This window comes from Cysteiniphilum sp. JM-1 (assembly GCF_008711525.1).
Lineage (GTDB): Bacteria > Pseudomonadota > Gammaproteobacteria > Francisellales > Francisellaceae > Caedibacter.
The window spans coordinates 1-21,621 of record NZ_VXKS01000023.1 but is presented as its reverse complement, the minus strand read 5'-3'; the positions used below and the strand labels follow the sequence as shown (position 1 = coordinate 21,621).

Annotated in this window: 23 protein-coding genes; 17 read left to right on the top strand and 6 right to left on the bottom strand. The window is 39.1% G+C overall.

From position 1 onward, the window contains the following. Nucleotides 1-13: 13 nt before the first annotated feature. The 6 genes from F3D68_RS09540 to F3D68_RS09520 all read left to right on the top strand — a co-directional run bounded on the left by F3D68_RS09540 (nt 14) and on the right by F3D68_RS09520 (nt 7,534). On the top strand, nt 14-1,135 hold the full coding sequence (locus tag F3D68_RS09540) for a murein transglycosylase A (RefSeq protein ID WP_151194210.1): 1,122 nt from the start codon (nt 14-16) through the stop codon (nt 1,133-1,135). A 104-nt stretch (nt 1,136-1,239) separates the two neighbouring features. After that, nucleotides 1,240-2,574, top strand: coding sequence for a TldD/PmbA family protein (locus F3D68_RS09535; RefSeq protein ID WP_151194209.1), 1,335 nt, complete (start codon nt 1,240-1,242; stop codon nt 2,572-2,574). Beyond that, a complete protein-coding gene (locus F3D68_RS09530) occupies nt 2,575-3,489 on the top strand; it encodes a lysine exporter LysO family protein (protein ID WP_151194208.1) in 915 nt (304 codons plus the stop codon). Nucleotides 3,490-3,505: 16 nt separating this feature from the next. Beyond that, the gene (locus tag F3D68_RS09525; RefSeq protein WP_151194207.1) at nt 3,506-3,859 is read left to right on the top strand and encodes a (2Fe-2S) ferredoxin domain-containing protein; all 354 of its coding nucleotides are present in this window, start codon (nt 3,506-3,508) and stop codon (nt 3,857-3,859) included. An 89-nt stretch (nt 3,860-3,948) separates the two neighbouring features. Next, complete coding sequence (locus F3D68_RS11290) at nt 3,949-4,125, top strand: hypothetical protein (RefSeq protein WP_157968198.1); 177 nt, start codon at nt 3,949-3,951, stop codon at nt 4,123-4,125. 52 nt (nt 4,126-4,177) lie between these two features. Beyond that, the gene (locus F3D68_RS09520) at nt 4,178-7,534 is read left to right on the top strand and encodes a UvrD-helicase domain-containing protein (RefSeq protein ID WP_151194206.1); all 3,357 of its coding nucleotides are present in this window, start codon (nt 4,178-4,180) and stop codon (nt 7,532-7,534) included. Nucleotides 7,535-7,547: 13 nt separating this feature from the next. Here the strand turns inward: F3D68_RS09520 and F3D68_RS09515 are convergent, their stop codons facing one another. From F3D68_RS09515 to F3D68_RS09505, 3 genes are all read right to left on the bottom strand, one after another. Beyond that, nucleotides 7,548-8,954 carry an APC family permease gene (locus F3D68_RS09515; protein ID WP_224728283.1) on the bottom strand — a complete coding sequence of 469 codons (1,407 nt, stop codon included), beginning with the start codon at nt 8,952-8,954 and terminating at the stop codon, nt 7,548-7,550. 104 nt (nt 8,955-9,058) lie between these two features. Then, nucleotides 9,059-9,661, bottom strand: coding sequence for a recombination mediator RecR (gene recR / locus F3D68_RS09510; protein ID WP_151194205.1), 603 nt, complete (start codon nt 9,659-9,661; stop codon nt 9,059-9,061). 27 nt (nt 9,662-9,688) lie between these two features. Then, nucleotides 9,689-10,012, bottom strand: coding sequence for a YbaB/EbfC family nucleoid-associated protein (locus F3D68_RS09505; RefSeq protein WP_151194204.1), 324 nt, complete (start codon nt 10,010-10,012; stop codon nt 9,689-9,691). A gap of 199 nt (nt 10,013-10,211) precedes the next feature. On the opposite strand from F3D68_RS09505, the gene F3D68_RS09500 reads away from it, so the two are divergent. Then, on the top strand, nt 10,212-10,646 hold the full coding sequence (locus F3D68_RS09500) for a universal stress protein (protein WP_157968199.1): 435 nt from the start codon (nt 10,212-10,214) through the stop codon (nt 10,644-10,646). A gap of 18 nt (nt 10,647-10,664) precedes the next feature. Then, nucleotides 10,665-11,807 (top strand): radical SAM family heme chaperone HemW, encoded by a 1,143-nt coding sequence (gene hemW, locus F3D68_RS09495; protein ID WP_151194202.1) that lies wholly within the window; start codon nt 10,665-10,667, stop codon nt 11,805-11,807. A 309-nt stretch (nt 11,808-12,116) separates the two neighbouring features. On the opposite strand, the gene F3D68_RS09490 is transcribed toward hemW, so the two are convergent. Beyond that, nucleotides 12,117-12,521 (bottom strand): hypothetical protein, encoded by a 405-nt coding sequence (locus F3D68_RS09490; protein ID WP_151194201.1) that lies wholly within the window; start codon nt 12,519-12,521, stop codon nt 12,117-12,119. Nucleotides 12,522-12,621: 100 nt separating this feature from the next. On the opposite strand from F3D68_RS09490, the gene dnaQ reads away from it, so the two are divergent. From dnaQ to F3D68_RS09465, 5 genes are all read left to right on the top strand, one after another. Continuing rightward, on the top strand, nt 12,622-13,353 hold the full coding sequence (gene dnaQ / locus F3D68_RS09485) for a DNA polymerase III subunit epsilon (protein WP_151194200.1): 732 nt from the start codon (nt 12,622-12,624) through the stop codon (nt 13,351-13,353). A gap of 94 nt (nt 13,354-13,447) precedes the next feature. Further along, nucleotides 13,448-15,091 carry an acetolactate synthase AlsS gene (alsS, locus tag F3D68_RS09480; protein WP_151194199.1) on the top strand — a complete coding sequence of 548 codons (1,644 nt, stop codon included), beginning with the start codon at nt 13,448-13,450 and terminating at the stop codon, nt 15,089-15,091. Between the two features lie 13 nt (nt 15,092-15,104). Next, entirely contained in the window at nt 15,105-15,569 is a 465-nt protein-coding gene (locus F3D68_RS09475; RefSeq protein WP_151194198.1) for a DoxX family protein, read from the top strand. Between the two features lie 17 nt (nt 15,570-15,586). Further along, nucleotides 15,587-15,988 carry a carboxymuconolactone decarboxylase family protein gene (locus F3D68_RS09470; RefSeq protein WP_151194197.1) on the top strand — a complete coding sequence of 134 codons (402 nt, stop codon included), beginning with the start codon at nt 15,587-15,589 and terminating at the stop codon, nt 15,986-15,988. Nucleotides 15,989-16,135: 147 nt separating this feature from the next. Continuing rightward, entirely contained in the window at nt 16,136-17,269 is a 1,134-nt protein-coding gene (locus F3D68_RS09465; RefSeq protein ID WP_191092785.1) for an NAD-binding protein, read from the top strand. 54 nt (nt 17,270-17,323) lie between these two features. Here F3D68_RS09465 and F3D68_RS11525 read toward each other — a convergent pair whose 3' ends face one another. Further along, a complete protein-coding gene (locus F3D68_RS11525) occupies nt 17,324-17,536 on the bottom strand; it encodes a hypothetical protein (RefSeq protein ID WP_411955184.1) in 213 nt (70 codons plus the stop codon). Nucleotides 17,537-17,670: 134 nt separating this feature from the next. Here F3D68_RS11525 and F3D68_RS09460 point away from each other — a divergent pair, with 134 nt between their 5' ends. The 4 genes from F3D68_RS09460 (at nt 17,671) to rplY (ending at nt 20,848) form a co-directional block, all read left to right on the top strand. Beyond that, the gene (locus tag F3D68_RS09460) at nt 17,671-18,639 is read left to right on the top strand and encodes a lipoate--protein ligase (RefSeq protein ID WP_151194195.1); all 969 of its coding nucleotides are present in this window, start codon (nt 17,671-17,673) and stop codon (nt 18,637-18,639) included. Nucleotides 18,640-18,641: 2 nt separating this feature from the next. Continuing rightward, nucleotides 18,642-19,400, top strand: coding sequence for a sulfate transporter CysZ (gene cysZ / locus F3D68_RS09455; RefSeq protein WP_151194194.1), 759 nt, complete (start codon nt 18,642-18,644; stop codon nt 19,398-19,400). A gap of 88 nt (nt 19,401-19,488) precedes the next feature. After that, nucleotides 19,489-20,439 carry a ribose-phosphate pyrophosphokinase gene (locus F3D68_RS09450; RefSeq protein WP_151194193.1) on the top strand — a complete coding sequence of 317 codons (951 nt, stop codon included), beginning with the start codon at nt 19,489-19,491 and terminating at the stop codon, nt 20,437-20,439. 118 nt (nt 20,440-20,557) lie between these two features. Continuing rightward, nucleotides 20,558-20,848, top strand: a complete 291-nt coding sequence (gene rplY / locus F3D68_RS09445) for a 50S ribosomal protein L25 (protein ID WP_151194192.1) — start codon at nt 20,558-20,560, stop codon at nt 20,846-20,848. A gap of 167 nt (nt 20,849-21,015) precedes the next feature. On the opposite strand, the gene F3D68_RS09440 is transcribed toward rplY, so the two are convergent. Continuing rightward, nucleotides 21,016-21,411 carry a hypothetical protein gene (locus F3D68_RS09440; protein WP_151194191.1) on the bottom strand — a complete coding sequence of 132 codons (396 nt, stop codon included), beginning with the start codon at nt 21,409-21,411 and terminating at the stop codon, nt 21,016-21,018. Between the last annotated feature and the right edge of the window lie 210 nt (nt 21,412-21,621).

Genomic DNA, 21,621 nt, shown 5'->3' with positions numbered 1-21,621 from the left:
TTAAATAATTTCTATGCAGAAAAAATACTTGCTTTGCTTAAGCACATTGACCTCATTATTGCCTTTGTGTTTATCGGCAAATACAAGTATTAGCTTTGAACCAGTTGCTTATCAAGCCTTACCCGACTGGGATTGTGGCGATCAAATGCAAGCCTATCAAGCACTACAGATTTCGTGCAAAGCCATTGTCAAAAATAATAATTACAATAAAGCATGGCAAAGTAGCTGCCAAAATATATTAGCCGTATCAGCGCATACCGATCGCCGTGCACGTGAGATGATTGAGCAAAACTTCTTGCCATTTCAGGTACGTTATAATGATGAATCACAAGGTCTTTTTACGGGTTACTACGCACCAGCTATCGCAGGCAGTTTATATCGTAGCGCTGAATTTCCTGTTCCTATTTATAAAACCCCTGCTGATTTAATCCAGAAAAAAACAGCTTCAGGCACACAATACGGACGCATGGTTAATGGGAAATTCACACCTTATTACACGCGTGAAGAAATTGCCAAAAATAACTTTTTCACGCGCAAAGACGTGATTGCGTGGGTGAGCTCTCGCGTTGAGCGCACCTTTTTGCAGATTCAGGGTTCTGGTCGCATTGAACTGACTAATGGTGATAGCATTCTTGTTGGTTATGATAGCCAAAATGGTCAACCTTACCGCCCAATTGGTCGCTATTTACTTGAAAACAAGCTTATGCCTCGTGAGGATATTACAATGCAATCGATCAAGAAGTGGTTATATGATCACCCCAAAGATGCTGATAAAGTATTAAATTATGACCCTTCGTTTGTTTTCTTCCGCGTGCTTAGTCATGGGAACCCCATTGGAGCCCAAGGTGTACCATTAACGCCAGGGTATTCCATTGCTGTTGATAGTAAGTTCTACCAATACGGCACACCTGTTTGGCTAAGCACAACCTATCAGGGTAATCACAATAAAACGCATAAACTCGATCGTCTAATGATTGCCCAAGATACCGGAGGAGCCATTCGTGGGGCAATTCGTGGTGATGTATTTTGGGGCAATGGCAGCGAGGCTGAGTATTACGCAGGACACATGAAGAATTTGGGCAAAATGTTTGTGCTTCTGCCAAGAGCAGACGCCCTTCACCTCGCCAAAAAATAACTTCTTTTTAAAGTAGCAAAAAACGCCAATCAAGATTTGCCTTATCTTAAGCAATTGCCGATAATGTAGCACATTACACTTTAAAGATTTCAATATTACTAAACATGTCTATTCTCGATAAAAAGCGCTATTTACAAGATGTTCTTCAATTTGCAAGTCGCGTGCTGCATAAGAAAAATATCGATGCTTTTGAAATCAATTGCAGCTATGACCAAGGACATGTTATTGCCGTTCGCGATCAACAGACCGAAACCTTAGAGTATAATGTTACTCAGCAGTTGAGTGTTACCATTTATCATCAAGGCAAAACTGGCTACGCTGAAACCTCTGATCTCAGTGAAAAAAGCATTCTATCGATTATCGATAATGCCAAAACCATCGCCAACTTTACTGAGAAAGACCCTTTTGCCGGAGTCATTGATAAGCGCTTCCTATGCACACCATCTGAAATGCCTGAGCTTTATCAGCCTATTGCAAACTTTAGTATAGATAAACTCATTGATCATGCCAAGCATTGCGAGGCAATAGCATTGGAGAGCAATGACATTGATCATTCTGAAGGCGTTGACATTGATAGTTTTGAGATCTTGCATGGCTTTGCTAATAGTCATGGTTTTTTGCATGTGTATCCTGAGACACGTCACAGCATCGGGATGGGGCTTATTACCAAAGATAATCATGGCATGCAACGTGATAATGCTTACTATAGCGCGCATGATTTTACCACACTGCCAAGTATTGATCATATTGCTAAGCTTGCGCTTAAGCGTACGCTAGATCGCAGAAACCCACGACGCATGCAAAGTCAACAATTGCCAATTCTACTGTCGCCAGCTATTGCCCGCTCATTTTGGAGTGCCTTATTGTCCGCCATCAAAGGACAACGCCAATACCATAAGGATACTTTCCTTTTGGATAAAATTGATCAATCAGTCATTGCTCATGATATTAGCCTTATTGAGAACCCTAATATTCCAAACGCGCTTGGCAATCAACCTTATGATAATGAGGGTGTTAACTTGGGTAAAAACCCGATTATTACCCATGGCGTTTTGAATCGCTATTTATTAAGTAGTTATAGCGCACGGCAACTAAAGCGTGAAACCACAGGTAACGCCGGTGGCATTAGTAACTTAACAGTTCATAGCAGCAACACGCAATCATATGATAACCTTATTAAATCGATCGATAAGGGTGTGATTATCCATGAAACCATGGGGCAAGGTTTTCATATTACCACGGGAGATTATTCACAAGGTGCGATGGGCTATTATGTTGAGAAGGGTGAAATTTGCTATCCGGTTGATAACTTTACCATTGCCGGCAATCTAAGCGACATGCTGCAAAATATTATTGCGATGGGTGATGATATTGAACCTTTTTCACGCATCCGAAGTGGCTCACTACTCATAAAACAATGTAGCATCAGTGGTGAGTAAATGATTCAAGCACTTATTATTCTATCGGCATTAATTCTTGGTTATTTTATTGACCTAAAATTCTTATCTAACAAGCTGATGAATAAACTACTCTCAGCGATGATTAGTCTGATTATTGCGGTCATGGGTTATAATTTTGGCGAGCTTATCTATAAACTGCAAGGTGAGCTTGTTTCAATGCTTGGCATTACCTTAAGCTTTATTGCCGCCTTGTTTGCTATCAATGTATTAGCAGTCTATGGTTATTTGCGCTTAAAGCCAAAACGCGCAATCAAAGCGCATCACGACATGGTCAAAGCACAAAGCCCGCTAAAACCGATTCTAACCAGTTGCAAATATCTCCTTTACCTTGTTATTGGTACGTTACTTGGACTATTTATCAACAAACCCCTTTTGCATATCGAACTTATTATCGATGCCATTTTAATCCTGACTTTATTTATTATTGGGATCCAAATGCGCCGCGAAGGTCATTCCCTCACTCAAATTCTCAAGAATAAAACCGGCATTATGATTGCGATTATCTTAATGATCAGCTCCCTTGCTGTCGGTGCCATATTGGGTATTTTCTTTGATATTCCATTATCACATGCATTAATGCTCACAAGCGGCTTTGGCTGGTATAGTTTAGCCAGTATATTAAATGCTCAACTGATTGATGCCCACTTCGGTACAATGACATTTTTTATCGATTTCTCACGTGAGATTATCGCGATTATTGTGATTCCAGTATTGGCAAAACGCATTCCTACTGAACTGGTGAGTTATAGCGGTGCCACGGCAATGGATTTTAGCCTACCTGTCATTAAAGATCATATCGGTATTCAAGCCGTACCTGTCGCCATCAGCAGTGGATTTGTATTAACTCTGGCAACGCCAATTCTTATCCCACTATTTAACCTTATTCCTTTTTGAACTTTTAAGGATTGTTATGCAAGATGAATTATTAACCCAAAAAGCGCAAACGTTAGGTTTGAACAACATTAAACGCCATATTTTTTTATGCTGCGATCAAAGCGTTGATAAATGTTGCAACAAAGATGAGTCTCTCGTTGCATGGGATTATCTTAAAAAGCGGCTATCTGAGCTTAAACTCTCACAATCTGGTGAAATCTACCGCACCAAAGCCAATTGTCTACGCGTATGCACGCAAGGCCCTATTGCTGTTGTTTATCCTGAGGGTGTCTGGTATCACTCATGCACCCCCGAAGTCCTTGAGGAGATTATTCAGTCACATTTAATTAATGGTGAGATTGTTACACAGTATCAAATACAGACGAGTTAAAAAGTTATCCTTCGTTGAATTAAAATTATTCGCATACTACCAAATTTTACGCTACTATGCTTTGAGTCATCAAAAAAGGAGATCGTATCATGGAAATGCAAAACACATACAACACACAGGCATATACATTACAGACACATGTTTATAATGATGCCATGGCGATGCTAAAGATGGGTGTGCCAATTTCTGTTGTCGCTAAAACCTTAAAGATTCCAAGTGAACAGATTCGCCATTTAAAAAATGAACGCAGTAATAATAATGAATAAAAGATAAGAATCGATTAGGATATCATTCAACATAATCAATCCTCTTCACATTATGATTCCTAATGATGCTGCGGCACGCAATGAAGCACTTAACCCTAAAAAATCCTTTATCGTACAAGCACCTGCAGGCTCTGGAAAAACCGAAACCTTAACGCAGCGTTATTTGAATCTACTGGCTCATGTTGAAGCACCTGAGGAAATTATCGCACTAACCTTTACTAATAAAGCCGCCAATGAAATGCAGCAGCGGATTTATCAATCTCTGTTAGACGCACAAAACAATCCTGAGCCAGATGAGCCACATAAGAAGCTTACTTTCAAACTTGCCCAACAAGCGCTATTACAAGATAAGCACAAAGAATGGCAGCTATTAATGAGTCCTAAGCGCTTACGTATTATGACTATTGATGCCTTTTGTCAGAGCCTATCCAAACAACTGGTGTTTGAAACAGATGAAGCATTTAATGCCGAGATCAGTGACACTCCTGAGCTATTGTACGAACAAGCCATTGACGACTTTATCAATGACACTCATCAACAAAGTCCTTTTTATCAGGATGTACATGATCTGTTAGCCCATCTTGATAATGATATTACTCGTGTGAAAAATCTGCTTAGCAGTATGCTCGCCCGCCGTGAACAATGGCTTGGCATTTTATTATCATCTAACTTAGATGACACGGATACAATACATAGCAAAAAAAGTAAAATGATTATAGAGTCTGGTTTTCAGGCACTTTTTGCTGAGCTTCAACGGCGCTTAAGTACATTGTTAAACATTGATCAAAATCAATTCACCCTAAATGAAATACTGACATTTTGTGATAACGAACATGACGAAACCCTGATAGACCAAGACAGCCCGATCTTCTGGCAACGACTGATTAGAATGCTTTTTACCAATGACAATACTTTTCGCAAAACATTCAATGCAAGACAAGGACTTCCTGCTAAAGATGCTAAAGCCAAAGCTTATGCCCAATGGCTTATTAGCTATACGCAATCCTTTAGCGATAACAGTTTATTAGATATCACCGCATTAGTTGCTGAAATTCGCCTATATGAGCGTTTATTATTGGACGATCAAGAATGGCAAATATTAAGTGCAATCGCGCGTATTGCATTGCGCTTGGTATCTTATCTAAAGCTTGTATTTAAAGCGCGTGCTTTACTTGATTTCAATGAGGTGTCGTTACAAGCGTTATCTGCTCTTGGTAATAGTGAAGCACCGACTGATTTGATGCTTTATCTTGATCATCAGATCAAGCATCTTTTAATTGATGAGTTTCAAGACACCTCAATTTTACAATTTAAGTTACTGCAAATGCTCACGCTTGAATGGCAAGCCAATGATGGCAAAACACTGTTTATTGTTGGCGATCCGATGCAGTCTATTTACCGTTTTCGCCAGGCTGAGGTCAATCAATTTCTAGATGTTAAAACGCATGGCATTAATCAAGTGGCACTGGAGTTTTTACAGCTTGATTGCAATTTCCGTTCACACAAATCAATTGTTGATTGGGTGAATCATCATTTTTGCAGCATTTTTCCTAAAGAAGATGATAGAAACTATGGTGGTATTAGCTACGCACCGGCAACAACCTTATCACAAGCGCTGAATCAAGAGGCTATTGACTATCGATTATTTGCCGATCTGACACAAGAAGCACTGTTTATTGCTGATAGTATCAAAGCACATCTTAATAAACATACAGGTCATCAAGTCGCCATTTTAGTGCGTACTCGCAGCCACTTAAAACACCTTGTTCCCGTGTTAAAGGCTCAAGGAGTTGCTGTTGTTGAAAATGAAATAGAAACATTCTACCACCAACCAATGGTGATGGATCTATTGTGCCTTTGTGCGCTTTTAAACAATCCTGAGCAGTCTATTTACTGGGTGAGTTTACTGCAATCACCTTTGTTTGGCTTTTCTTTAAATGAATTGCAAACGATTGAGCAAATAGAAGTTAATGAGCAACAAGCTAAGAAGCCTCATTCATTTTATGCCAAGCTAGCAGTTTATCTTCAGATGCAACAAAGCCACCCCCACCAACAAAAAGCATTTTATTTTCTAAGCTGGATCAAGGATAATTTTTTCAATGGTGTTCGCAGCACTTTGATTGCGCGCTTAAAGATTATCTGGCAAGCACTGGATGGCTTTAGTATTCACAATGATCATGCGTTGTTTGCAAGTTTTATTAACCTTTTGCAAAGTCATTTAACCGATGACAAAACCGCCATTGCACAATTTGATCGCTTTATCGCGCGATTAAAACGTAAGTTTGTAAGTAGTCCATCACAAAGCAATGTATTGATTATGACGATCCATAAATCCAAAGGTTTAGAGTTTGATTTTGTGATCTTGCCGCAACTTGATAAACGCGGCAAAGCCGATGACACACCTCTTTTCTTGCATGATACGGTACGCCTAAGCGATGGCAAAGATCATTTACTGTTAAGCCCCATTAAACATAGCTGGGATAAGGAAACACCGCCACTTTTCAAAGTCATCCAAAGCATGCAGAAAAAACGTGCTGAATATGAGCTTCAACGACTCTTATATGTTGCTGTCACTCGCGCGAAATCAATGCTTTTATTTACTGCGGTTAATGAAAATAGCAATGATCTCAAAACTGTTAACAATAGCTTTTTAGCACTTCTAGCGCCATTAAACCTGCCTTGGATTACTTGTGAGGACGCAGACAATGATATATCAGCTGTTTCGGCTGACCAAGAGCCAAAAAAACCAAAACCATACTATAAAGTCATTAAGCAGATCCAAAACTATTCAACGACTGCTGTGCCCAACTTTGAACTTGATCAAACAGCAGTTGAAATAGATAACGCTGATAATGCAGATAAAACAGATAAAGAAAATGATTTAAATCACCCTGATCTCAATGAATTAGTGATAAATAGTGACCGTCAAATCGGTTCGGCATTGCATCAACTGTTTAATTACTTAAGTAGCGCCAAAGATAACATCAACCATTGGCAAAATTATTTTGCACTTTGTTTGCATCAACACGCCATTGCTAAAGCCCATCATGCTCGAGCATATGCTTTAGCTACAGAGGCAATAACCAATACAATAGCGCAATTTCCCTGGATTATTAATACCCACGGCATGCATGAACAAGTGATGCTTCATTTGAACTTCGGTAAGACACAAAAACACATTGCTGATCGAATTATTATTGATAATGATCAATATCATATTATTGATTATAAATTTGCCACACCAGTGAGCAATGAATCATTAGAAGAATTTGTGAGCACTCAGACAGCAGCCTATCGTGCGCAACTTATCAACTATCAAAAGCTAATTGCCCGCTATTTTAGAATAAATCCAAGTGATATTAAGTTGTCACTCTATTTTCCATTGATTCCGCATCTTCAAGCGCTGTAAGTAGTTTCTCTTTTTAAGCTTGATAATTACGTGTAATAACATAAGGGATCACTAACGCTATGATAATCCCAGTGAGTAATAGTAAATCAAAGTTTACTGCTGACATCGTGACATCTGAGGTTGGGATAAAGCCGACACTAATCGCAATAACACAGCCAACAAAACCCAAAATCGCCATTGAGACGGTGCCCTTGACACCCCAAAAAATAACATATTGTCCAGGTTTTGGATGATTTTGGCGACGTAATTTAATTGCCGCGGCAAACATGCCAATATAGGCTAAAACGGCAAGTTGTGCAGTTAACGCACTTAAAAACCAATACGCTGAATTAACACTTGGCATCAACACATAGCTTAAACAAAACAGCGAAAAGATAATCCCTTGCAAAATAAGCACTTTACTCGGTGCTTCATATTTATTGGTTTGTGCCAATCTTTTACTAATAAGACCATCCTCAGCAGCCACCGTAAACGCGCGCGATAAGCCCATAATCCAAGCAGCCACCGTGGTAAACGCACCAAGCACCAAGGTTAATGCAATAACATCTGACATCCATGGCATATTAAATTGTGTAAAGAAATAATTAAACGATGCCATAAGTCCAGTGACAATATCAACCTGCCCACCCGTGCTACTATTCACCGTAAAGATCGCGATATTGGATAATATCAGTGACAATAGAATAACAATACTGGAAATCAATAGCGCTTTAGGAAAATTCTTCTTGGGATTTTTTACATTTCCGGCATGAATAGAGCTCATCTCTAAACCAAATAAGCTAAACATCACTGTCAAGAATAATCCCCAACTGCCGATATTGGCAAAGCTTGGCAATACATCTGAAACGGTTTGCGGCTTTAAGATAGGTTGCCCTGCCATGACCCAAAATAATGCCAAACCTATAATCAACAACATCGGCATTAAAGTACCAATGATCGCACCAATGACACTTAGGGTACTAGAGGTTTTAATGCCAAATAAATTAATAATCGTTGCTAACCAAAACATGCACAAGCTCATACCGATCATATACCATGGACTCATGACAAGCTCATTAGGATTTAGACCAAACCATGGCGCGATGATATAGGCAATAATCCCTGCAAAAAAGCCACATATTGAGGGAAACCACACAAGATTATAAACCCATTGCAGCCATAAGATCACAAAGCCTGTCTTGGCACCAAAGGCTTCTTTCGTCCACAGATAAATGCCACCGTTTTTGGAGTAGCCCGTTGCCATCTCTGCTGTTAATAACGCGCAAGGGATTAAAAATACAATCGCAGCTAAAATATAGAAACTAACCACAACCCAACCAGCTTGTGCGGTAATGGATATATTACGTAAACTATCAACGGCAATAATATTAATCATTACCAAACGCAACAGCGTCAGCGATTTTGAGGATGAAATCTGCATATTTTCACTATAATTTTATCTAAAACGCCAAAATTATAACGACAATAAACGCAATTGAATAGCGCTTTATTTTACTGGCGTTACGCAAATGTGTGAATAATGCATTAAAAATTAACCCGTGCTTTAAAGGCATGTGTTAACGTCTGTTGGTCAAGATACTCAAGCTCACCACCAAATGGTACGCCAAAGCCAATACGCGAGATGGTACAAGCATGCTCTTTTAACATATCCGAAATAAAGTGTGCGGTTGTTTCACCCTCAACAGATGGACTTAACGCCATAACAATTTCATTGACTTTAAGACTTGCCACAAGTGATTTAAGTTTGGGTAATTTAAGCTCATTAGGACCAATACCATCTAATGGTGATATCCTGCCATGCAAAATAAAATACTTGCCACCATAAACACCTGCTGATTCAATCGCCATCATATCAAGCATATTTTCAACGATACACAACTGTGCATTATCACGCCTGACACTACTACAGATGTGGCATAAATCATCCTCACATAGCATATTGCATTGTTGACAATGTTTTATCGCATCAAGCGCATTTTCAATCGCCTGAGCCAACTCATGTGCAGCTTGTTGTTTTTTATCCAATAGCTGAATTGCCATGCGTTGTGCGGTTTTTTTACCAACACCAGGCAGTACTTTCAGTGACTCGATCAAGCCTTCGATTTTGGGTGAAAATAGTTTTTGCATAGTTACTTAGAATGAGTATCTGAACAATTAAAACGGGAATTTAAACCCAGGTGGTAAATTCAAACCTTGCGTCATGTCTGACATTGAGTTTTTATTATTCTCTTCAACACGACGAACCGCATCATTAACCGCAGCAGCTAAAAGGTCTTCAAGGATTTCTTTATCTTCTGACAATAAACTTGGATCAATTTCAACACGCTTGACATCATGCTTACCTGTCATGGTGACTTTAACAAGACCGGCACCAGATTCACCAGTGACTTCGAGCTTTTCTTGCTCTTCTTGCATCTTCTTCATTTGATCTTGCATTTTCTGTGCTTGCTGCATGAGCTTACTCATATTCATACTCATTGGTGTGATTATCCTTTATTTTCGTTATTTCGATTATTAACAAATTACCAGCCGCTAGCTTAAAATTTTACCCCTAAGATTTCAACTGCTATTTGTTGCTTGTTATTATTTTTGATAGTGCTTTGACTATCTTTTACAGAAGAAGTTTTTTAGAATGATCATCGTTAGAATCTTTAAAACACTGCATTGGAGACTTAGGATGAAGAATTACAAACATATTTTACTAGCAACTGACTTACATGCTGACAACAAACCTGTGATTGAACAAGCTGTAGCCTTAGCCAAACGTAATAATGCCAAACTAAGTGTTGTTAATGTCTTACCACATATTCCTTATTACATGGCATCTGGTGTCCCTTCGATTTCTGACTTAGAAGATTACCTAGAAGAAGAAAACCTCAAGCATTTGAAAGCACTTGAAGCACAAATCGATCTTGAGGCAGACTTTCATTTATTACACGGCTCGCCTAAGCGTAAAATCGTTAAACTGGCGGAAGAGCTTAATTGTGACATCGTTGTAATCGGTAGCCATGGTCGTTATGGTGTTGAGCGTTTCATTGGTTCAACAGCCAATGGAGTATTACAACGTGCGCATTGTGATGTACTTGTTATTCGTATCGGTCAGCCAAAATAATCTCCCTCTTTCTTTTTTATGCTAAAACTCCCTCCTTTGAGCCTTTATATTCATTTTCCTTGGTGTGTTAAGAAGTGCCCTTATTGTGACTTTAACTCACATCATTTAAAGGGCGATATTCCAGCCAAAGCTTACTTAGACACTTTATTATTAGACTTACAAAGTCACGCACACGATTTACAAGCTCGCCAGTTTGAAAGTATCTTTCTAGGAGGTGGCACACCCTCGTTATTCCCAAGTAATGAGCTATCACAACTTTTTGAGTATTTATTTAAGCACAAGCTTATTGCTGATCATGCTGAAATCACTATTGAGGCCAATCCTGGCACTATTGAACACGGTAAGTTCAGTGACTATAAAACTATGGGAATTAATCGCGTCTCACTTGGTGTGCAAAGTCTACAAAATGACAAATTAAAGACACTTGGTCGTATTCATAATGCGCAAAATGTCTATAACGCCGTTAATGAATTAACTCATGCGGGATTTGATAATTTCAATATCGACTTAATGCACGGCTTACCTGATCAAAGTGTTGATGATGCACTGTTTGATTTGCGCGAAGCAATTGCATTAAACCCAACGCATTTATCTTGGTATCAATTAACTTTAGAACCCAACACCGCCTTTGCCGTCAAGCCACCAAAACTTCCCGATGAGGATTTATTATTCACCATCGAGCAACAAGGCAAAGCATTGATTAAACCCTCTGGATTTACACAATATGAAACTTCAGCTTATTGTAAAGATCCTAAATATCAAGCAAGACATAACCTAAACTATTGGCAGTTTGGTGATTATATTGGAATTGGTGCCGGAGCACATGGCAAGATTACTTTACCTGAAACTGGCATTATCCGGCGCCATTGGAAACGCAAAAACCCCAAACTTTATATGCAGGAGTTACAGTTTCCCTACGGTTCTAGTGATATTGCCACTGATGAGCGCCCTTATGAATTTATGTTAAATGCACTGCGCTTACAACATGGATTTTCAATCAGCCAATTTGAACAAACTACAGGGCTTAATATTGATGCTATTGCTCCGCAACTCAATAAAGCAATCACTCGTGAATTACTGACAAGGAAATCAGAATATTTTATACCAACTGAACTTGGTCAGCGCTTCTTAAATGATCTTTTGCATATCTTTTTGCCATAGGGCTTATGATCTCAAGATACCTTTCATAATAAATACACAACAAGAATCTAAGCATTTAACAACAGACGCTCAAAAATTTTTATCAAAATTTAATGTTACTGCACTAGACATGGTTATAATTATTTATTATGATCTAAGCACTCCTCAGATTGTGCTTTGTTATCTCAACATTACCCCATGTGAAGTGATAGCAAAAGTAGCTGGTAACTCGACCCCCATTTGAGTATCAACAAGGAATATAACAGCAGGGATAATCTGAGGATTTTAAATTCATTTGATCCACTTTAATATGCACTAATTTTTTAATTATTACTTAGCAGAACTCTCACTTGTTACAGACTGTTTTGCCGGCATGGGTTTCACTGCATTAGCACGCTCAATCGGTGTTTCAAAAGAAACACGTAAGACTTTAAATCCGTGCTCTTTCAATAAGGGCTTGATTTCTTTTAGCATTTTTTGAATCGGTGTTTTTTTCGTTTCAATATCCAAAACAATCTCGCCGATTTTATGATTAATGGTGACATTATAAGCATGCAACTCACTAGAAATCATTTGATTGGCAAATAATGCTTTACCCAATCCGGCATAGCCTTTATGTGATACATTATCCCCATGCTGCGAGGTAAACAGTATATTGACTTGCTCCTTGCCTGAGCATGCTAATGCAGCATTGACTGATAACAACAAACCCATAGCGAGTAAAACTTTCTTCATCTTCCTATCCTTTATTTTGGTTAAAATAACGCAGGCTATTATGTCAAAGTCAGTTTAAGTCCGCTATACTAATTGCCATACTTTTGACTACCATATAAAAATCATGCGACAAATATTCTTAGATACTGAAACCACAGGCTTTGACTTTAAATCCGGTCATCGCATCATTGAGTTTGGCGCCGTTGAGATGATCGATCGCAAATTAACTGGTAATAACTTACACTTTTACTTCAAACCAGATATTGAAGTTGAAGCAGGTGCTTTACAAGTCCATGGTTTAAGTAATGATTTTTTGGCTGATAAGCCTCTTTTTAGTGACAAGATTGATGACATCATGGCATACCTTGGTCAGTCCGAGCTGATCATTCATAATGCTGGATTTGATGTACCTTTTTTAAATTGGGAGTTGCAGTTATTGTCCGCCAATAAATGGGGACAGCTTGAGGATCACTGCCATATTATTGATAGCCTAATCATGGCACGTGAAAAGCACCCAGGACAAAAAAACTCACTTGACGCCTTATGTTCGCGTTATGGTGTCAATAACAAACATCGCACACTGCATGGCGCATTATTGGATGCTGAGATTCTTGCCGATGTTTACCTGATGATGACCGGTGGACAGCTCGATTTATTTAGTCTTATGACACCCGCTGCTGAAGATAATAACAGCACAAGCACAATGACCAAAGGGCATACATCAACTTCAACAAATCAAGCGCTTAACTTGGTGGATCTACTAGCCCTTAAACCTCAATGTGACGCGCATGAAGATTATCTAAAGCTGCTAGATAAAAAATCAAAAGACCAAACGCTATGGCGACGTTTATAGCATCAACAATACGCCTTTACATTCATATTTTATCTTCTACACTCAATCAATAGCTTATTATTAATAACGAATAACGCGTTAAGGATGATGATATATGATTGCAGCAGAATTAGTCGTTAAATCATTGGAAGCACAAGGTGTCAGACGAATATTTGCGATTCCAGGTGCCAAGGTAGATAGTATTTTCAATGCACTAAAAGACTCAACTATTGAACTCGTTATTTGTCGTCACGAGCAAAATGCAACATTCATGGCACAAGCCCATGGTCGATTAACAGGTCAAGCAGGTGTTGTTGTGGTCACCTCGGGTCCTGGTGTTGGCAATCTAACCACTGCATTAATGACCGCTACGACTGAGGGCGATCCTGTCGTTGCTATTGGCGGGAATGTTCCGAGAAATATGCTATATAAAGCATCACACCAATCAGCACAAAACATGAAATTGATGGAGGCGGTCACAAAATCAAGCAAAGAAATATACGACCCTGCCAATACCTCCGAGGCCATTGCCAATGCATTTATGCTCGCAGAACAGCCAAGAAGTGGTGCTTGCTTTATCAGCTTTCCTCAAGATGTTTTATTAAGTGACACAACTGCCACAGTCATTGAGCGCTTAACACCCCCCTTAAGCGCTCAAGTTCCCAATAATTCCCTTCAATCGACAGCTGATTTGATTAATAGATCAAAGAATCCAATTATTTTCTTAGGCGAAGAGTCATCACGTCACACCAATATCAATGCGGTGCAACAATTCATACGTGCATTACAATTACCTGTTATCTGTAGCTACCAAGGCGCAGGCGTTGTCCCCATAGACTTATTGCATTTATTCTTTGGTCGAGTTGGGCTCTTTGCCAATCAAGCTGGTGATATTCTGTTAAAAGAAAGTGATTGTATTATTACTATTGGCTTTAATCCTGTGGAGTATGATCCTGAAGTCTGGTTTAATCATCAACGGAATCCAGTGTTAATTCATATTGATTATACAATGGCTGATATTCGCCAAAGCTACCAACCCAATGCGCAAATCCTTGGTGATATAGCGCTTAATCTTGTTAACTTACAATCACAGCTTACCGTTAGCTCTCAATTGAAACATTATATTGATTTGCATCATGAGTATTTAAACGCATTAACACCCTCAAGTTCGACCATAGACACAACGGGCAAAATCCATCCTTTACGCCTTATTCATTTATTACAGCAACATATTGATAAGGACACCATTGTTGCCTGTGATATTGGTTCAAACTATATGTGGTCAGCACGCTATTTATTAAGCTTTACACCAAGGCAACTGTTATTTAGTAATGGTCAACAAACATTAGGTGTTGCCATGCCTTGGGCTATTTCAAGCAAAATGACATTTCCTAAGAAAAAAGTTTTCTCCATCTCGGGTGATGGCGGCTTTCTCTTCTCCGCCATGGAGCTTGAAACCGCAGTACGATTTAATGTTCATTTTATCCACTTTGTTTGGGTTGATGGCTGTTATGACATGGTCAAAGAGCAAGAAGAAATGAAATATCATCGCAAATCAGGTGTTGATTTCGGCGAGGTTGATCTTGTCAAATTTGCGCAAAGCTTTGGTGCTACTGGTTACAAACTTGATGATTCAAGTCAATTTGAGCACATCATGACTCAAGCACTTCAAGCTAAGGGTCCAGTAATTATTGAAGTGTCTATTGATTACAGAGATAACCCCGCTCTTTTTGCTGCCGCTCACCCTTTTAAGAACTAATAGGAGCTAATTTATGGAAACACTCGCTTGGCTTATTATTCGCATTGCATATGCTTGGATGTTTATCTACCCGATAAAAAGTCTTATGCATGATTGGCAAGGGACAAGGTTAATGATGGATTTACTTGTACCAAAACCACTGGGATTACAAACAATCACCGCATCTATTATGCTCGTAGTTATGCTCATTGGTGGCTTGATGATTTTATTTGGAGTATACGCACAAATTGCTGGAATTATACTATGTATTTACAGCATCATCGGTTATTTCATACATACAAAACTTGCGCAAAGCGCCTTCGATATGAAAGACAAATTTGAGATCAAACCCCATCAAGACGAAATTATGAACTTAGAAAAACTTGCATTTATCGGTCATACGACCTCAGCACAAAAAAATTTCGTATTAGCCGCGATGGGATTAATGTTTTTTCTCTTAGGATCAGGACCTTTAAGCCTGACAAATAATCTGTTTTAGGTAGAAATGGAGCGTTTATGAATGATCGTTATCAAAAAGGTTTGAATCAATTTAGGCAACACCTTGGTAAAAATGCAAAAGAATATCTTAAAGCCATTGAAGATATTTCACCTTTTTTCGCTAAGGTCAATATCGAGTTTGCCTTTGGCGATATTTATGGGGAAACGGATAAAGTACTTGATAGTGTTACTCAAGAGCTGATCACAGTTAGTGCCTTAACGGTGCTAGGTTATGCTTTACCTCAGTTAAAAGTGCATGTAGAGTGCGCGCTAAACCGAGGTGCCACCATGGAGCAGATCGTTGCAACCATCACACAAATGCTCGATTATTGTGGGTTCCCTGCAGCCACAAACGCACTACTTGCTGCCAAAGAAGTGTTTGAGAAGCAAGGGCTTATGCCAAACAACACCAAAGGTTGACTGAAACACGCCTGACTTAAGCATATTTCATATTGAACTTTATACTAATGTTGGCTATGTTTATAAGAAATATTTATTAGGTAGTAATATCACCAACACTAAGGATAACTTATGCCAAGGCTTGCACACCTTTTCAAGGAAAGGCTCATGCGTTTTAACATCCCATTGTTCCTAGCTATTTTGCTATTTTTAAATGGTGTTTTTGCTATTTTAATCGGTGTATTTCCATTTATTGAAGCAGCCATTCATGATGAAGGCGTGCAATTAGTTAACCATATTATCGCCGGACAAGGCTTCAAAGAGTTTAATACGGTTATTTCTTGCTTTATTGGTTACTTAATGTTGCTCATTGGTCGCGGGATTTATCGGCGCTTGCGCTTTTTCTGGATACTTGCATTATTAATGCTCATCGCACTTTTCTTGACCAATATTTTTGTTTATTACCGCTCAGGGTTTTTGACGTGGTTTTATTTTGTCGAGATCATAGGTCTTGCCATTAGTTGGAAAGTATTTAATGTGCGCTCGCAAACGATCAAGCTCAGTTATGCGCAGTTTATTGTTATTTTGTCATTTATTTTGGCATTCCTATACGGTGTGGTTGGCGCTTATCTGCTACGCGATCAATTCAACAGCATAAAAGACTGGCCTGATGCCATCTACTTTACCGTCGTAACTTATAGTACGGTTGGTTATGGCGACATCACCCCCATCACCGATGAGGCACGACTTTTTGTTGTGTCGATGATTTTTATCGGGCTAGGTGCCTTTGCCGCTGTTTTAACCTTTATTGTTAGTGCCTTTATCGATCGCTTGCAAAATCTATTTCAAACATTCAACAAAGGGAAAAAGCATATGAAAGATCATGTGATTATTTGCGGTTTAAATGATTTAACACACATTATTATCAGTGAATTACAACAGCAAAATAAAAGCTTTCTGATTATCGATAGCGAACACAGTGAAACTGCTGATAGTACCGAGCTTAAATCGTTAACATTGCATGGCAATGCCAACGACCCTGATATTCTCGATAAAGCAAGTATTATTGATGCGCATGCAGTGATCATCGCCTATGAAAAAGATGCTGATAACATCATTACTTTATTAAGTATTAATGAGTTTCTAAATGACCATAAACCATCAAAGGCCGCCAAAATAACCATTCGCATCAATCAAAAAAATAATATCAATAAAGCAAAATCATTGGGTGCTGCCGAAGTTATCTCGCCACTGGTGATGGCAGCCAATGCGATGCTTGATGGTAGTCTTTCTACGTATTGAAAAAATAGCTTAGCAGAAATTCCCGATGAGTCTGATGACATTCCTAGTGGAAACTTAGGTGAATGAATACCAAACGCCACGACCTTTTCCATGCTGATTAATTTGATTTATAGATACTAATTTCTGAAAATGCTTTTTAAGTGTATTCCGGTTTATACCAGTAAGAGAAACCATTTCTGAAAGAGCGCCCATGTGCTTTAGCCATCCAATAACACAGTCTAATTTCTCACATATCCATAAAAATATCCATTTATACCCAATTAGCAAAAGTATAAAGCAACTCCCGAATAGTGTACCTTACGGCTTTTATACAGCTAAAACAAAGAAACACTGTAAAATGGCTTGTGATGCGTATACACTGCCACCTTATAAAAGCCTAATAAGTTACATAAATTATCCATATGAACGTTTATATTGCCACAAGCCACGATCCTTTTTATAACCTTGCCGTTGAGAACTGGCTTTTTCGTGAGATGTTAACCGATGAGCCTATTTTATATCTTTGGCAAAACGCACCCTCTGTGATTATTGGGCGCGCGCAAAACCCATGGCGCGAGTGTAACATCGATGCTTTGAACCATGACAATATCCCCATTGTCCGCCGTCAAAGTGGTGGTGGCACGGTCTATCATGATCTAGGTAATCTAAACTACACAATTATGGCAAAGTCTCAGGATTATGATAAAAAGGCAAATCTCTCGTTGATTGTAAATACACTTAAAAGCTGCGGCATTAATGCACATGCCTCTGAACGCAATGATATTCTGGTAACACATGAAGGGGTTGACTATAAAATATCAGGCAGCGCCTTTCGTGAGACAAAAGATAAATCCTTTCATCATGGGACATTGCTAATTAATGCAGACACCAGCAAACTCTACCACTATTTGCATCACAATATTGATGACTCATTAACGACTAAGGGTGTCCACTCCAAACGCTCAAGCGTTATCAATCTGGCAGCAATTAACCCCAAGATTAGTGCCGCAAAGATTCGCGACTGTTTTTTAAATCAGTTTAATCATCATATTACCTATATCCCTGAGCGCATGGAAAACAAACAAGTTACCGATGAAGAAAGCACCTTGCGCACTTGGCAATGGCGCTTTGGCAAAACGCTACCCTTTAGCCGCAGTTTTGTCTTTGAAGATAATGACATCACGCTTGAGATTAAGAATGGTCAGATCATAGCATTTGAGACTGATAGTGATAAACATCATCATCTTAAGACTTATCTCCAGAGTAGAAACCCAATCTATAGCAAACAAAGCTTCGATCTTACAAGTAAAGAATCACTGGATTTTACAGCACAAGAACAGGCACTATTGACTCACCTTTATCAAAATACTGCCGATGTAATGGGAGAATAACCATGACGCAACATCAAGCTGACAACAGTGGTATCAGCTATTTTTTTGCCGGATTGACACTTATTTTTAAGAAAGGCATCAAGCGCTATACAATAATCCCACTTATCATAAATACCATTATCTTTATCGCACTATGGTGGTTTAGCTTGCATGAAATCTCTTTACTCATCAATTGGGTAGACACTCACTTACCTAGCTGGCTCACATGGCTTAGTTGGTTGATTTATCTCATCGCCATTTTGGCATTATTGCTATTTAGCGCTTATCTTTTTACTGCAATCGCCCTTATTATTGCCGCCCCTTTTTACAGCTTTCTTGCTGAGAAAGTACAAAAACAGCTCACAGGGCAAGAAGTTGGTAGTGAGCTTACATTCGCTAAACTCATGCTTATCGCTCCAAAATCCATTGCCCGTGAATTTAAAAAACTACTCTCTTTCCTGCCGTGGGTTTTGATTATTCTGTTGTGTTACTTCATTCCGGTGGTTAATCTTTTTACCAGTGTTTTGTGGTTTGCACTGTTATGTTGGTTCAACATCGTACAATACGCTGATTATGCTTTTGATAATAATGAAATCAGCTTTCCGCAAATGAAAAAACAACTCTCGCAACAAAAGTCTCTAAGTCTAAGCTTTGGTTTTATTACCACGGTTTTTTTGATGATTCCATTTTTCAACATTCTCGTTATTCCAGCCGCTATCGCAGGCACCACTAAGATGTATGTTGATCACTGGCATAACGCACGTTTAAGTCACGCAGAATAAAATTGTTCTTTAAAAAAACCTTTATATTTTTTCAAAATTGGGTATATTCTCTAAGCAAATTTCAGCAATCAAATTTTAGGATAACTCCATGTCAGATCTGATGCTTTTTAGTGGGCGCGCGAGCAGCGCATTAACTGAAGAAATCTCTCATTTTTTAGGTGTACAAGTAGGACGCGCTACCGTTTCTACCTTTAGCGATGGCGAATCTCATATTGAGATTATCGATAACGTCAGAGGTCGTGACGTCTTTATCGTGCAATCAACTTGCCCACCAACCAATGATCACATTATGGAGTTGATGTTCTTAACCGATGCATTGCGTCGCTCATCCGCTGGACGTATCACGGCAGTAATTCCTTACTTTGGTTATGCTCGCCAAGATCGCCGTGTACGCTCATCGCGTGTACCGATTTCAGCGCGTGTTGTGGCGGATATGTTAACCGGTGCCGGCATTGATCGTTTATTAACAGTGGATATTCATGCCGAACAGATTCAAGGCTTTTTTAATATCCCTTTAGATAATGTCTATGGCACACCGATTTTATTAGATTATATTCGCTCATGCCGCTTGGAAAACCCCATTGTCGTATCCCCCGATGTCGGTGGTGTAGTGCGCGCTCGCGCGATGGCAAAAGCGCTAAACACTGATTTAGCGATTATCGATAAGCGTCGCCAAAAAGCCAATGAATCTGAGGTGATGAATATCATCGGTGACATTAGTGGACGCCATTGTTTAATTGTTGATGATATCGTTGATACTGCAGGGACACTTTGCAAAGCCGCACAAGCACTTATTGATCATGGGGCTAAGAAGGTTTCTGCCTACTGTGTGCATCCTGTATTATCCGGTAAAGCGATTGAAAATATCGAAGGATCAATACTTGAGGAGCTAGTCGTTACCAATTCTATTCCACTACATAATGCAGCCATGAAATGCAAAAAAATCAAAACGCTATCATTGGCACCTATGCTCTCAGAGGCGATTCGTCGCACCAATAATGAAGAATCTATTAGCTTAATGTTTTGTGATTTGATTTAAGTCTTAACTTTCCTTGGCTTTTTTGTTAGAATCCACAAGCTTTCTCATCAGGGTCGCATGATAAGAAAGTTTTTTAAAATAACAATTAACTTTAAATACACCTTTTAAGGAAATTAAAATGACAGAATTTACGCTACACGCGGAATTAAAAACTGAAACAGGTACAGGTGCGAGCCGCCGCCTACGTAAAGCAGGGAAAGTTCCTGCAATTATCTACGGCAACGGTTCTGAAGCAACGTCTATCACGCTTGATCACAACAAGATCTTGCATGCTACTGAAAACAAAGCGTTCTATACAGCAACTGTTACTATCGATATCAATGGCAAAACTGAAAGCGTTAAGATCAAAGCATTACAACGTCACCCATATAAGCCAAAAATTCTTCACGCTGACTTTGTTCGCGCGTAATTAAAGCAAATATTTCTATCAACCATAACGCTGACTGAGCGAAGTCGAAGTCAGTCGTCTTTTATTTAAACTCAGCCTTAAAGACCCTTCGACTCACGCTCAGGGTACTATAATACTTTCAGGGTACTATACGTTAATGCAGCTGAGTTTTTCCTTTTATTCAAAAATCAAAACGAAATCGCGGGTCCCGTGATTAAATCATCCAGGCTTTGCAAAGGACCAAGTGGTCTAATCTCATCAATATATGCTTTGCGTTTGGGCTCACCCGACCAAAGCTTATAAACAACCAACTGATCTTGAATAATAAAAACCGCTTGAAAGCGCCAACCCTCTTTTAGAATCTCTCGACGAAAGCCTGTTAAATCTAAAAGCGCATTACCAATACGATCTTCATATTCATAATCAACATCCACAACATATGCCTGACAGCGCTTAAATAGGCTCAAACATTCGCCAACAGGTTCTGGAATGTTCTTACCTGTACTTAACGGGTCAAACCGAATGCGGATATCTAGATAGTTTTCAATCTTAACGTTATTGGCAACATAAGGATCAAAGCCCATATGATTAAGCTCAGGTAAAGTCGTTTTATTTGGCGAGACCTCATCATAAACACTCTGGATACTATTAAATGTCTGCCAATGATCATTACGCTATCAAATGTCAACTAACTTTTCCGGTTACGACAACTAACTTTGCCGATTTATAGCAAAAAAATTATTTTTTCATACGATAACTTTCTCCTTCTAGGCTAATCACGGTTGCATGATGTA